Origin of the sequence: Metabacillus lacus (assembly GCF_009674805.1) — a bacterium.
GTDB classification, from domain to species: Bacteria; Bacillota; Bacilli; order Bacillales; family Bacillaceae; genus Metabacillus_C; species Metabacillus_C lacus.
Genome location: NZ_WKKI01000074.1, coordinates 1 through 12,558, shown reverse-complemented (window position 1 = coordinate 12,558; position 12,558 = coordinate 1). Strand labels below are relative to the sequence as shown.

Below are 12,558 nucleotides of genomic sequence, written 5' to 3'. Positions count from 1 at the left end.
GGCTCTCGAGGTCATAAGCTGTCTTGGCCAAAAGGTCAAAGAACGACCTTCCGTCCAAGCCATCTTATGCTTGTCGAGCCTAAGCAAGCTGCCTCCGCTTTTCTATTTACCAAGCTCTATCATATTGCACGGGGGGTTCTATTTTTTCTCCCAGTTCATTTGCAGCTGTTCGGGCAAAGTAAGGGTCCCGCAGGAGTTCCCTGGCGACAAAGATGAGATCTGCTCTTTCGTTTCTTAGGATTTCTTCAGCTTGAATTCCTGTGGTGATCAGACCGACTGCACCTGTCGGGATGTTTGCTTCTTTACGGATTTGGTCTGAAAAATTAACTTGATAGCCTGGGTATACTTCAATTCTTGCCGGTGCTACCGCTCCTGAGCTGACATCAATTAAGTCCACGCCCTGTTCCTTCATCCATTGGGCATATTCTACATAATCAGTAGGAGTCATGCCTTCGGGGTTATAATCATGTGCTGAAATTCTGACAAATAAAGGACCGTCCCATACTTCTTTTACAGCGTCTATGATTTCTTTTAGGAAGCGATAGCGGTTTTCCTTGCTTCCGCCATAGCTGTCTGTCCGATGGTTGGAGAGCGGGGATAGAAATTCATTAATTAAGTAACCGTGCGCAGCATGCAGCTCGATAATATCAAAACCTGCTTTTTTTGCACGCTCTGCTCCATCTTTGAATGCCCCAATGGTTTCCTGAATTCTTTCCACCGTCAATTCTGCAGGCGTTTTTGAACGTTCATCAAATGCAAGAGCTGAAGGTGCCACTATCTCGCCGTCCACAGTTGCTTTTCGGCCGGCATGAGCAATTTGAATGGCTGTTTTTGTTCCATAGCTTTTCACGCCGTTCACAATTTTTGAAAGTCCGGGAATGTGTTCATCGCTCCAGATTCCAAGATCTCTGGAAGATATTCTTCCCTGAGGCGTTACAGCTGTCGCCTCCACCATAACCAGTCCGATACCTCCTGCAGCTCTGCTGATATAGTGGGTCAGATGAAAGTCTTCTACCTGTCCGTCTTCATTGTGCGAAGAGTACATGCACATTGGAGACATGACAAGCCTGTTTTTTAATGTCACATCTTTTATTGTATAAGAATCAAATAATTTTGTTTTCAAGTATTTCCCTCCCAATTCTTCATGCAGAAAAATTATATCAATAATGATTTTTTACGTCACATAACATGCTCATACGTGTTGTAATATCTAAAAGATTCTATAAAATAAGATTATATTCTAGGGGGTGCTACGGATGAACAACCATTGGCAGACGAAAGAGCAGCTTACAGATCTTCTTGTGAAGCTTGTCGAGCATGACAGCATAACCGGGACAGCGGGAGAAGTAGCCTTTGCGGAATACCTATTTTATATTTTAAAAGATACGCCTTATTATCAGGAAAATCCTGATCATCTATCTCTTCATCCTCTCCAGGACGGGCGTTATTTTTTAACGGCACTTGTGAAAAAGGCTAAGAAGAAGAACACAGCGATTTTATTGAGCCATTTTGATGTTGTTGACATTATTGATTACGGAGATTTAAAACATCTTGCTTTCAGGCCTCGGGAACTGACCAGTGAATATGCGCTGCGTATGGATATGATACCGGAGTATGTTCAGCAGGACTTAAAAAGCGGAGAATGGCTGTTTGGAAGAGGAACAATGGATATGAAGGCAGGGCTGACGGCCCAAATTTCGATTCTTGAAAGAGCAATGAACGGTGAATTTGATGGAAATGTTATGCTGCTAACCGTTCCTGATGAAGAAGTAAACTCAGCAGGCATGATTAATGCAGTTCCTGTACTTTCCAGATTGAAAGATGAATATGATCTGTCCTATCAGGCATGTATTAACTCTGAGCCAATGTTTTCGCGGTTTCCCAATGATCCTAACTACTACGTTTATACAGGTTCTATCGGAAAGGTACTGGCGGGTTTTTATTGCTTTGGAACGGAAACACATGTAGGAGAACCTTTCTCAGGACTCAATGCCAATTATATGGCTTCTGAAGTGAACAGGTTTATGGAACTGAATGAGGATTATTGTGAAGCTGCGGGCAATGAGGTGAGTCCTCCGCCGACCAACTTAATGCAGAAGGATCTGAAAGAAGAGTACTCTGTTCAAATTCCACATACTGCAGTCAGTTTATTTAACGTTTTTTTGATGAAAAGATCTGCAAAAGAGCTGCACAGCCTTTTAACATCATCGGCAAAGCAGGCTGCAGAAAATATTGAAAAACATTATCGAAGGAAGGCAGAAGCTTTCAGCAGAGTGGTTGCATTTCAGCCTTCTCCTGTTGAAGTGTCAGTCTATTCATATGAAGAACTTTATCAGCTTGCTGTAGATAAAGCGGGCAAATCTGAGGTGGAAAGAAGAATTAACTATTTGATTGCCAATAGAGGGGTGCTTGGCGACAGGGATTTTTCTACCAGAATTGTTTCTGAAGTTGCAGGACTTTGTAAAGAACATTCCCCAATGATCGTAGTGTTTTACAGCCCTCCATTTTATCCGGCTGTTTCCTCAGAGGGAGATGAGCTCATCGAAGAGGCAGTAAAGCAGGTTACAGACTATACGAAAAAAGAATATGGCATTACTTTGAAAAAGCAAAACTATTTTCAAGGTCTGTCTGACTTAAGCTTTTTGCAGCTTTCACCTGAAAGCTCGCCCCTGGATTCATTCGTCGGCAACATGCCGCTGTTCGGCAGGCCTTACAGGCTTCCGCTCCAGGAAATGAAAGAGCTGAACCTTCCTGTGATGAACTTGGGACCAGTGGGAAGAGATGCCCATAAGTGGACGGAGAGGGTACATCTTCCTTATACTTTTTCCATTCTGCCTGATCAGCTTTCCTACACGCTGAAATGGATGTTTGAAAAATAATAGAATCCGTGACAGAAAAAAACTCGCAATCTGCGAGTTTTTTTACTGTACGTCTTTTTCAGGTGTAAATGTGCTGCAGTCTGTATCTCTCAATTCTTCTGCATTACGTTTGTGTGTGATAACGAATATTTGATCAGCTGTACACTTGTTTCCTTGTTTCCAATAGTGGCAGTTATTAACCTCGCATAAGACTTGCTGTGCCATTGTCCAACACTCCTTTTTTGAGTTTTAAATGCCTTTGTTAAGATATACCCGTTTGAGGGGAGTATTAAAGCGAAATGAAGGACTTTAATCTAATTGTAATAAGATGACAAACGAATAAGATTATCATTCTCAGACTCTGAACTTACCTCGCCGGCTGTCCGGCTCTCAATTCTTTTGAGCGTTCTACAGCACTTTTGACACAGGCAACAATTGCTTCTTGAAGCTGATAGTTTTGCAGTGCTTGTATTCCAGCTTCCGTTGTTCCTCCCGGGCTGGTGACTTCCCGCCTGAGATCAGAGGGCTGCTTATTCGTTTGCAGAAGCATTTCCGATGCACCTGCAAGAGTTTGTAGGATCAGGTTTCTGGCCATCTCCTTTTCAAGTCCTACCTCCAGTGCTGCCTGCTCCATTGCCTCCACAATATAATAAATATAAGCAGGTCCGCTTCCGGACAGGCCTGTTACAGCATCAAGCTTTTCTTCTTCTACCAGTGTGACCATTCCGATGGTTTCAAAAATCTGCTTTGCTGCCTGAATATGGTGAAGGGTTGCTTTTGAATTTACAGCCATAGCTGTGGCCGACATTCTGACAGATGCGGATGTATTCGGCATAGCACGGATGACGGCTGCATCTTTCTGCAGCAGGGTGGTGATGGAAGAGATTGTGACTCCTGCAAGTACAGATATGACAAGATGGCGTTCCTCAATAAATTCTCTTATGCTCAACAATGCTTCTTGTGCATCTTTTGGCTTCATGGCAAGAATAATAATATCAGCTGAGTCCAGCAGGGCTTTTTTATGGTCAGTAACCGACACTCCGTATGTTTTTGATAGTTCAAGCAGACGATTTGTATTGCTGCGGTTAGTTACGCCAATTTGCGCCGGCTGGTACAGCCCCCCATTTACAAAACCGGAAATCATTGCTTCAGCCATTGAACCGGCTCCCAAAAATGCAATTTTTTTCATTGACGCTTCCTCCTTGTATGTTAACTGCAATCTTTTCTGATAAAACAAAAAAACCTTTTCATCCCTATTGCTAAGGACGAAAAGGTTTCCGCGGTACCACCCTATTTGAAGCTCTGAACAGCTTCCTGCTTGGTCCCTTATCGCGGGGAAACGGACAGGTTTTCCTGTCAGCTCACAGGGCAGGTTCAGTCGTTAAGAGGGCAGTGGGGCCTTTCAGCCAGGGGCCACACTCTCTGATGCCGTTGCCGACTTACTATTCCTGTTCATAGCTTCTTTATATCATGAACTTTAACGCGTTGAATTGATTCATTTGATTTGTTCCTCATTATGCTATGAGGGACACGCTATTGTCAAGCCTGTTTTTTAAAAGTATTTCAGGTTAATTATTTGAATATAATGACAACTGTAGGGGGAAAGAAGTAAAATACTAATAGATGCTTTTAAAATTGCTGTTTTGTTTGTATTCAAACATAATAAATGGAGGCTTTACGATGAAACTGAGTACCGGTGCTGAATTCATACATACAATCACCATGCCCACGCCTTTTCCCGTAGGAGACGTAAATGCGTACCTCATTAAAGGAGATGTATTAACACTCGTTGATGCCGGACCAAAAACGGAAGAGGCGCTGCTGTCAATGAAAAGCCAGCTTCAGCAAGCAGGCTGCAGGCTTCAGGATATCGAACAGGTTGTTTTGACTCATCATCATCCTGATCATGTGGGGCTGCTGGATTATCTTCCCCATGATGTCTCGGTAATTGGCCATCCATATAATGCAGCCTGGCTGATGCGTGATCAGACATTTTTAGAAAATCAGCACGCTTATTTTTCCCGTTTGTTTGTGGAATTCGGGGTAGATCCCGTTTTTCTGCCGCTTCTCTCACAGCTTCATTCAACCCTTGAATACTCCTGCCACAGGGCTCTTACTTCCGGAGTGATGGAGGGGGACAGTCTGCCTGGATTAAAGGACTGGAAAATACTTGACACACCTGGCCATGCACAGTCTCATATTGTTTTGTACAGAGAAAATGACGGACTGCTGATTGCAGGGGATCTTTTGCTGAGCAAAATTTCACCCAATCCGCTGCTTGAGCCTCCGCAGACTGGAAGCAGCCGCCCTCGTCCGCTGCTGCAGTATATCAGCTCCATTCAAAAGCTGCTTCATATTCCCATTTCCTCTGTCCTGACCGGGCATGGAGAACCGATTCCAGATGCACACACCCATATTCTTCTCAGCCTGAAAAAGCAGGAGGAAAGGGCAAAAGAGGTGCTGGAGCTTCTCAGGCAGAAGCCCCTGACTGCCTTTGAGGTATGCAGGCTGCTGTTTCCAAAAATCTACAAACGGCAATTTTTGCTCACCATGTCAGAAACAGTTGGACAGCTTGACTTTTTAGAAGAACATGGGAAGATTAAAGCTGAGTATAGCGGAGAGACCGTCATGTATGAAGCTGTTAGGAGATGAATCAAGTGAGCAGGCATATACAGGGAAAAAAGATATTGATTACGGGAGCATCAAGCGGAATCGGAAAATCCATCGCTGAACTTGCGGCACAAAAGGGAGCAGACTTATACCTGCTGGCGCGGAGAGAAGAAGCTTTACAGGAGCTGTCCGCTTCCCTGCAGGCCAAGTATGGTATTCACTGCAGCTGGTATACAGCCGATGTCAGCGATACTTCTGTGCTTCAAGGGGTGCTGGACAGAATTCTTGCGGATTCAGGCGGAATTGATATTCTGGTGAATAACGCAGGATTCGGTGTTTTTCGGTCTTTTGAAGAAGCTACCCTGGAGGAAATGGAAAATATGTTTGCTGTAAATGTTTTCGGCCTGGTTGCCTGTACAAAGGGAATGCTTCCCTCTATGCAGAAAAAAGGCAGCGGACATATTATTAACATTGCCTCACAGGCCGGAAAAATTGCAACGCCAAAATCCAGTCTTTATGCGGCTACAAAGCATGCTGTTCTCGGATTTACAAACAGCCTGCGCATGGAGGTAAAAGATGCAGGAATCTATGTTACTGCAGTAAACCCCGGCCCTATTAAAACCGAGTTTTTTGATCACGCGGACAAGAGCGGACAATATGTCAAAAATATAGAGCGTTATATGCTTTTGCCCCAAGAAGTAGCCCAAAAGGTTGTGAATGCCATGCTGACCCCTAAACGGGAGATTAACCTTCCGGGCTGGATGAGTGCAGGAAGTGTGGCATATCAGCTTTTTCCCGGTTTGTTTGAAAGGCTTGCAGGAAGGGCGTTCTCAAAAAAATAACTGTATGCTGCAAAAGCTTGGATGAATTCACCATCCGGGCTTTTTTGTTTTCCTGCCCGCTTGTCACGTACTAGAAGACTGTGTCCTATGACCTCACTTACCCTTCTGCAAGACCGCCGGCGCACTTGTGCCCCCTTTTGCAAGCCCTATGAGGCTATATGGGGAGACAGAATGATTCCCAACGTGAAAGAAAATAAGCGCAGCTCTTCCGGTTAGGTGAAATGCCTCTCTATCACAACAAAGAAAAAATAAGCGTTAGAAATCCGATTAATTTCAAAAGTGGCCGTTTTTTAGAGAAAATAAGGGAATGAATTACGCTTAAGCTGCTGAAGATACGCCATTTTAAGGTTTTTTAGGTGCATAGACGGAAACCCTCCGTTTATTGGAGTCCATTTTCGTTGTTTTTTCTGAATAGGCGGAGTTCCTCCGTTTATATATGTATTGTGGCTTTCACGAGGCACTTTCCCGCCTAACAAAAAGAATGATCCCAACCTTAGCATATTCTAGGCTGAAAAAGTTTCTTTTGATTTTGGCTGATCCTCATCATCCTGCTTCCCCCGCTGCTGATGATGAACGTTTTTTTGTTCGTCATTTTTTATAAAAAACAGCCTTTTTATAAAGGTTTTTTTTAAAAAAGGTTTGCAGATGAGAGGTGCGGGGGAAAAACTACCATTGAAATAGAACGTATATTCGCTTAGTATAGACAGTATAATAGGACTACGAACATATATTCTCGAAAAGGAGAGAGCGGTAAATGGTGGACTATGACATGCTCCCAAAGAAAAAGATTTTGTGCATTGATATGAAGAGCTTCTATGCCAGCTGTGCTGCAGTGCTGATGGGGCTTGACCCCCTGAACTGCTATATAGCAGTGGTCGGGAATACGGAGCGCCAGGGAAGTGTGGTTCTTGCTGCTTCGCCTCTTATGAAAAAAGAATTTGGAATTAAAACAGGTTCCCGTCTGTTTGAAATCCCCAAGGATCCGCGCATCAAAATTGTAAATCCAAAAATGGCAATGTATCTCCGTATATCAACCGAGCTGACCAGGCTGTTTCACCGCTATGTCCCAAAAGAAGCGATCCACACCTACAGTGTTGATGAAAGCTTTATACAGATTGATGGAGCTGAACAAATTTGGGGAGACGCAAAAACGATTGCATCCAAAATAAGAGATGACATGGAAAGAGAATTTCAGCTTCCGTGCGCAATCGGCATCGGTCCTAACATGCTGCTTGCAAAGCTCTGCCTGGATCTTGAAGCAAAAAAAACAGGCATTCAGGAATGGACCTACGAGGATGTTCAGAAGAAGCTTTGGAAGCTCAGCCCGCTCAGCAAAATGTGGGGAATTGGAAGCAGAGTGGAGAAGACCCTGAATAAAATGGGCATTTTCACTGTAGGCCAGCTTGCCAGGCATCCGCTGGAGCTGCTGGAAGCAAAATTCGGGATCATGGGTAATCAGCTTTATTATCATGCATGGGGAGTGGATTTATCGGAAATAGGCGCTCCGATTATGCAGGGGCAGATCAGCTTTGGAAAAAGCCAGATTCTTCTTCGTGACTACCCCGACCCGGAGGAAGTAAAGCATGTGGTGCTTGAAATTTGTGAAGAAGTTGCGAGGCGGGCCCGAAATCAGAAAAAGGCAGGCAGGACTGTCAGCCTTGGAATCGGCTACAGCAAGGATGAATGGGGAGGAGGCTTTCACAGATCAAAAACAATTGAAACGCCGACCAATATCACAATGGATCTGTATGAGGTATGCATGGAGCTGTTCAACCGGTTTTATGAGAAAAAAACAGTGAGAAAAATCTCGGTGTCTCTTTCCAACATTGAGGATGATTTTGAAGCACAGCTGAGCCTTTTTGAACAGAACCGCGAAAAACAGCGGGTGCTTGGCTACGTAATGGATTCCATCCGAAATAAATATGGATCAGACTCGCTTTTAAGAGCTGTCTCCTATACTCCGGCAGGAACGGCAAAGCACCGCGCAACTCTTGTTGGCGGCCATAAAGCATAAGACGGAAGCAGGTGAAGATGATGATTCGTGACCGGGGAAATATTAAATGGACTGCAATGATGCTGCCCGAACATGTAAAGCTCCTTCGCGAATGGCAGGAGTCAGACAGGTATCAGTCCAAGCCGGAGCTTGATGAACAAAAGCTGGAGGAATTTAATGAAGTCATCTGCCTGGCTATGGAAAACAATTCTTATCTTCTCTTTACATACTATAAAAGCGGTGAGTTCCGCCAGGTGAAAGGTCATGTCCATTTTGTTGACGCTCTTTCCGGAACATTGCGGATGATAAAGGAAACCGGAGAAAGGCTGAATGTTCAAATGCAGAGTATTGTCGACGTCCAAATCATAGAATAAGGGCCAAAAAGGCCCTATTTACTAAAAAAGTTTAATTCTAAAAATGCGCTTACAATTTCCTCATTGTCTGTAGCAAGCTCAATTGTGTCACCCGGCTGAAGTGAAAGAGCGAGAACGCCCAGCAGGCTTTTGGCATCAATTGACCAATGCCCCTTTTTAATTAGTATAGTATCCTCAAATTGATTGGCAGCTTGAACAAGTTCACTTGCAGAGTCTGCGAATACCGGCTTTAATACATTTAATCTCACAAAAAATATCCCCCTTAGTCTGGCATAATCTTATTATACTGAAGGCAGGCAGGAAAGAAAACAAGTTTACTGCTTCTCGTCCATGATCACTTCCGCGCGTGCACATGAAGAGAACTTTCCTTTATGGGAAGCATCGCAGTATGGCATCTTTAATGATAGTCCGCAGCGGCAGAGCGTAAAGGCCGGCTTAGCGGGAAATGCGTTTCCGTCCATATCGATAAGCTCCACATCGCCTGTCACCCGCAATCCGCCATTATCCATCACTTTAATTTGTACTTTTGACATATCCATCCTCCTCTCTTTCCATCTATTGTTATGGTAAGGCCAGCCGGCTGAAATTGCAAACAGAGCTTTGAGCAAACCCATTGCTTTTATGGTACAATGTCGTAAAGATGAGGGGGCACCAAGGATGAATATCACCTTTGCGGAAAAAGCAATGGAAAAAATAGATGAAGTACAAAAAACACATCCCGGCTATGTGCTCAAACTGAAATATGACACCGAGGGCTGCGGCTGTGTTGTAAGCGGAGTGCCGGCATTATGGCTCGTAAAAGAACATGAGGAAGCTGACATCAGCATTGTTGAAACAAATTTTGGATCTGTCGGAGTTGAAAAATCAAAAATTGTTTTCATGGATGAACAGTTGACTGTTGATTTTTCCGAGAGTTCTAATACCTTTATGCTGAAATGCCCTTCGCAAATTCTTAACCCGCGTATGACGCTTGTTGTAAAGTGAGGATAGATGGATGGAAAAGTCATTAAAAGCATTAAAAAACAGTGCATTAAACAAAACATGGGTATCATTTCTCCATAATAATCACCCATACAGCCTGCTTCACTGGTCAATCGGAGGGCTGCACGACGAAAAAAAGGATGTGTGGCTCCTGCAGGATGAAGTCACCTTTGAGGCCAGTGAATTTCCAACAATTGATGAGGCCATTGCTTGGATAGAAACCAACATGGACGGCATCAGTGATGTTCTCGGTTGAGAATTTTGGCGATTAGTACAGACAATATGATGGCAATACACGAAAAAGAGCATTTTCCGAATGCTCTTTTTGTGTACCTGAATGTGATGAAGGACAGAAGTATGTGGAAGATCAAGAGAAAAGGCCCTTATCAGGTAGATGAAGGACAAAACTGAGTGAAAGAGCAAAGGAAATGTCCTTCATAAGGGTGATGAAAAAACAAAACTGAATTTTCAGCAGCCTGTTTGTCGGTGCTGCTGCCCGTGCCGGGAGAACTGAAAACATTGGCTTTTTTTCTGTCAATGGCAGGACTTACCGTGATCCTTTTTGTAAGCAATGAAACAAAGGCAAAAAGAGCTAAGTTTTAAAGCGGTTATAGAGGGAAAATAAATATTACTCTATTTCTAACAGAAGGGAATGCAGCCGATGAAAACGTATCATGTCAGCATACAATGTGAAAACGTAGAAGGGCACAAAAATATTGAGGCGATCCTGAAGCAGAAGCTGGAAGGAACGGACCTGAAAATCAAAGAAGTAAAGGAAGAGGACCCAAATCAATACAACGATGTTCTCCCAAGCCAGCCGCAGGGGGTAGAGCCAGATACCTCAACTGCCGGAGCAGGCGGACAGGTTTCTCCCGACTCAGACAAAATCGGGCCAGGGGAAACAGAAAAGAATTATTAGTGAAAGAGCCGCCGAATGATCCGGCGGCTTATTTATATGTGTTGAAAGATTAAGAGATGCTCGCCTTATGCAAGGACGTCGGATAGTCATGCGTTAAACACAGGACGTGGTGCTCGGTAGGGAATACTCCTTTGAAAGCTTACGTTTATTTCATTAATGAAGTGACTTCTTTCTCGTATAAACTTAAAACCTTATTGTTAAAGTTCATTTCATCAGCTGGTGTGTTCTCTTGTATTTCTATATTTTCATAATCAACTTCTTTTATTCCATACTTTTCTGCCACTAGAGGGGATAATTTTTCCCACATAACCCACTTTTCATACTGATCACGATAATAGGTGTGATTTAATTCTTTTAAAGACATCCCTAATGCTTCAGCATAAGCCTTTTGAGTGTCAACTGGAAATTTATCTGGTCCGTTACTGATCCATTCATCAATTTCTTGAGGTGTAACTTTAATGCCATATTCATCCTCAGCATATTTAACCCATGCTTTGTCGAATTCCGCTTGTTCTTTTACTTCTTTTTTGAGATTTTTCAGATCAATTTTGTTCTTTGATTGTTTTAATTCTACAAAAGCCCTTTGCGCCAACTTCTTCTCTAATCCGTCTTCGAACTGCGGGGAAGCAGTTTGTTCGAAATCATTTAGATACTCTTTAAATTCCACCTTTGTAGGTTCAATCGTACTGTTTCCCATTTGTTGATCAAGTTGTTCTTCAGTCATATTGAGTTTGATAACTTTCATAACGCTTGCATTCACGTTAGCTAAATTTAACGCTACAGTGCTGCTGCCAACAAGTATACCTACACCTGCTGCAATGGCTATGCTTTTTCTCTTCATTTGAATTACCTGCCTTTATTAGTTTATGTTTAAAGTCTTCAAGCCAGATAGTAGACTAAGAGTGTAATGAAGCGGAAGACACTTGACTCCTGCAGGAATGGAGGGAAGCCTGAGACCCCGCAGGCAAAGCCGAGGAGGCTCAGCTCCCTCCCTGCGGAAAGCAAGTGTCTGCAGCGCAATGAAACGAGCTTGTTCAAAGTAATAATAATGGCTTTTCATTCTTTAAAATAATGTAGAACGTTCTGCATAAAGTCCTTTCCACCAAAAGTTATCTGCAACATAAACCCAACAGCCACTTTTAGCACATAATATCCTGCAGTAAGTTTTCATGCTTTATAACCTAAAGTTGTCTACATTCGCGTTGAGAGACTGGCAAGATTAATAGTATCGGTAAAGACAATTATTTCTTATCAACAGGGAATCTTAATTAATTTGGCTTACAACTTAGACCGGACCTTGGGGTACATTCAAAACCAAATACAGTACGGTTTCTGTTAACTAATGGATGACCGAAAGGAATTAGTTAGGGAAGTATCTTTGAGGCAAAACCTTTAAGAGAGTTTGAGCTTAAAGAAATGGGTGAAAAACAGAGTAAATCAGTTTTCAGCTTTGATTGAGGGTATAGCCGTACAATTGCCCTCGAGGTCCATAAGACGAGCACTCAAAAAGGCAAAGCACGCCTTTTTGAGATGCTCGTCTTATGCTTGTCAGGGCTGAACGGCGCCTTCCGCTTTTCGATTTGTCCAGCTCCGGCAGCTAGGCCCTCGAGGTCATAAGTCATCTTGATCAAGAGGTCAAAGAACGACCTCATGCCCAAGCTGCCTTATGCTTGTCAGGCCTGAGCAAGCTGCCTGCACTTTTCCTATTGTCCAGCTCCACTGGCCAGCCGCTCGAGGTCATAAGCTGTCTTGGCCATAAGGGCAAAGAGCGCCCTTACGTCCAAGCCATCTTATGCTTGTCGCAGCCCGACACGACGTCGGACAGTCATGCGTTGCCACAGGACGTGGCGCTCTTAGCATGACTTCCTTTAAAACGGCGCCTTCCGCTTTTCTACATTGTCCAGCTCCAGGCGCCAGCCCTTCGAGGTCATAAGCCATCTTGGGCAAGAGGTCAAAGAGCGACCACCTGCCCAAGCTGTCT

The 12,558-nt window shown here is 43.6% G+C and carries 15 protein-coding genes and 1 other annotated feature; of the genes, 9 read left to right on the top strand and 6 right to left on the bottom strand.

The window, feature by feature from the left end:
• Positions 1-106 precede the first annotated feature (106 nt).
• A complete protein-coding gene (gene namA, locus GJU40_RS19575) occupies positions 107-1,123 on the bottom strand; it encodes an NADPH dehydrogenase NamA (protein ID WP_154309736.1) in 1,017 nt (338 codons plus the stop codon).
• Positions 1,124-1,256: 133 nt separating this feature from the next.
• On the opposite strand from namA, the gene GJU40_RS19570 reads away from it, so the two are divergent.
• Positions 1,257-2,879, top strand: coding sequence for a M20/M25/M40 family metallo-hydrolase (locus tag GJU40_RS19570; RefSeq protein ID WP_154309735.1), 1,623 nt, complete (start codon positions 1,257-1,259; stop codon positions 2,877-2,879).
• A 42-nt stretch (positions 2,880-2,921) separates the two neighbouring features.
• Here GJU40_RS19570 and GJU40_RS19565 read toward each other — a convergent pair whose 3' ends face one another.
• Together GJU40_RS19565 and proC are read right to left on the bottom strand one after the other, a co-directional pair.
• The gene (locus GJU40_RS19565) at positions 2,922-3,083 is read right to left on the bottom strand and encodes a DUF1540 domain-containing protein (RefSeq protein WP_154309734.1); all 162 of its coding nucleotides are present in this window, start codon (positions 3,081-3,083) and stop codon (positions 2,922-2,924) included.
• 142 nt (positions 3,084-3,225) lie between these two features.
• On the bottom strand, positions 3,226-4,047 hold the full coding sequence (gene proC, locus GJU40_RS19560; protein ID WP_154309733.1) for a pyrroline-5-carboxylate reductase: 822 nt from the start codon (positions 4,045-4,047) through the stop codon (positions 3,226-3,228).
• A 69-nt stretch (positions 4,048-4,116) separates the two neighbouring features.
• Positions 4,117-4,323, bottom strand: a binding site (T-box leader).
• A gap of 215 nt (positions 4,324-4,538) precedes the next feature.
• Between proC and GJU40_RS19555 the strand changes: the two genes are divergently transcribed.
• The 4 genes from GJU40_RS19555 (at position 4,539) to GJU40_RS19540 (ending at position 8,677) form a co-directional block, all read left to right on the top strand.
• The gene (locus GJU40_RS19555; protein ID WP_154309732.1) at positions 4,539-5,510 is read left to right on the top strand and encodes an MBL fold metallo-hydrolase; all 972 of its coding nucleotides are present in this window, start codon (positions 4,539-4,541) and stop codon (positions 5,508-5,510) included.
• A 5-nt stretch (positions 5,511-5,515) separates the two neighbouring features.
• A complete protein-coding gene (locus GJU40_RS19550) occupies positions 5,516-6,310 on the top strand; it encodes an SDR family NAD(P)-dependent oxidoreductase (protein ID WP_343031644.1) in 795 nt (264 codons plus the stop codon).
• Positions 6,311-7,064: 754 nt separating this feature from the next.
• Positions 7,065-8,324, top strand: a complete 1,260-nt coding sequence (locus GJU40_RS19545; RefSeq protein ID WP_154309730.1) for a Y-family DNA polymerase — start codon at positions 7,065-7,067, stop codon at positions 8,322-8,324.
• Positions 8,325-8,341: 17 nt separating this feature from the next.
• Positions 8,342-8,677, top strand: a complete 336-nt coding sequence (locus GJU40_RS19540) for a YolD-like family protein (RefSeq protein ID WP_246188448.1) — start codon at positions 8,342-8,344, stop codon at positions 8,675-8,677.
• 14 nt (positions 8,678-8,691) lie between these two features.
• On the opposite strand, the gene GJU40_RS21140 is transcribed toward GJU40_RS19540, so the two are convergent.
• Both GJU40_RS21140 and GJU40_RS19530 read right to left on the bottom strand, forming a co-directional pair.
• Entirely contained in the window at positions 8,692-8,925 is a 234-nt protein-coding gene (locus tag GJU40_RS21140) for an HPr family phosphocarrier protein (protein ID WP_343031643.1), read from the bottom strand.
• A 66-nt stretch (positions 8,926-8,991) separates the two neighbouring features.
• Positions 8,992-9,210, bottom strand: coding sequence for a CDGSH iron-sulfur domain-containing protein (locus GJU40_RS19530; protein ID WP_154309729.1), 219 nt, complete (start codon positions 9,208-9,210; stop codon positions 8,992-8,994).
• A 124-nt stretch (positions 9,211-9,334) separates the two neighbouring features.
• On the opposite strand from GJU40_RS19530, the gene GJU40_RS19525 reads away from it, so the two are divergent.
• From GJU40_RS19525 to GJU40_RS19510, 4 genes are all read left to right on the top strand, one after another.
• Entirely contained in the window at positions 9,335-9,661 is a 327-nt protein-coding gene (locus GJU40_RS19525; protein WP_154309728.1) for an iron-sulfur cluster biosynthesis family protein, read from the top strand.
• Between the two features lie 10 nt (positions 9,662-9,671).
• Entirely contained in the window at positions 9,672-9,914 is a 243-nt protein-coding gene (locus GJU40_RS19520) for a DUF2552 family protein (protein ID WP_154309727.1), read from the top strand.
• Positions 9,915-9,919: 5 nt separating this feature from the next.
• A complete protein-coding gene (locus GJU40_RS19515) occupies positions 9,920-10,069 on the top strand; it encodes a hypothetical protein (protein ID WP_154309726.1) in 150 nt (49 codons plus the stop codon).
• A gap of 250 nt (positions 10,070-10,319) precedes the next feature.
• A complete protein-coding gene (locus GJU40_RS19510) occupies positions 10,320-10,577 on the top strand; it encodes a hypothetical protein (RefSeq protein WP_154309725.1) in 258 nt (85 codons plus the stop codon).
• Between the two features lie 145 nt (positions 10,578-10,722).
• On the opposite strand, the gene GJU40_RS19505 is transcribed toward GJU40_RS19510, so the two are convergent.
• Complete coding sequence (locus GJU40_RS19505; protein WP_154309724.1) at positions 10,723-11,418, bottom strand: hypothetical protein; 696 nt, start codon at positions 11,416-11,418, stop codon at positions 10,723-10,725.
• Between the last annotated feature and the right edge of the window lie 1,140 nt (positions 11,419-12,558).

Excerpts from the sequence above, each read along its gene's own strand:
- GJU40_RS19570 (WP_154309735.1), top strand. The coding sequence starts at position 1,257 with ATGAACAACCATTGGCAGACGAAAGAGCAGCTTACAGATCTTCTTGTG.
- GJU40_RS19565 (WP_154309734.1), bottom strand. The coding sequence starts at position 3,083 with ATGGCACAGCAAGTCTTATGCGAGGTTAATAACTGCCACTATTGGAAA.
- proC (WP_154309733.1), bottom strand. The coding sequence starts at position 4,047 with ATGAAAAAAATTGCATTTTTGGGAGCCGGTTCAATGGCTGAAGCAATG.
- GJU40_RS19555 (WP_154309732.1), top strand. The coding sequence starts at position 4,539 with ATGAAACTGAGTACCGGTGCTGAATTCATACATACAATCACCATGCCC.
- GJU40_RS19545 (WP_154309730.1), top strand. The coding sequence starts at position 7,065 with ATGGTGGACTATGACATGCTCCCAAAGAAAAAGATTTTGTGCATTGAT.
- GJU40_RS19540 (WP_246188448.1), top strand. The coding sequence starts at position 8,342 with ATGATGATTCGTGACCGGGGAAATATTAAATGGACTGCAATGATGCTG.
- GJU40_RS19530 (WP_154309729.1), bottom strand. The coding sequence starts at position 9,210 with ATGTCAAAAGTACAAATTAAAGTGATGGATAATGGCGGATTGCGGGTG.
- GJU40_RS19525 (WP_154309728.1), top strand. The coding sequence starts at position 9,335 with ATGAATATCACCTTTGCGGAAAAAGCAATGGAAAAAATAGATGAAGTA.
- GJU40_RS19520 (WP_154309727.1), top strand. The coding sequence starts at position 9,672 with ATGGAAAAGTCATTAAAAGCATTAAAAAACAGTGCATTAAACAAAACA.
- GJU40_RS19510 (WP_154309725.1), top strand. The coding sequence starts at position 10,320 with ATGAAAACGTATCATGTCAGCATACAATGTGAAAACGTAGAAGGGCAC.
- GJU40_RS19505 (WP_154309724.1), bottom strand. The coding sequence starts at position 11,418 with ATGAAGAGAAAAAGCATAGCCATTGCAGCAGGTGTAGGTATACTTGTT.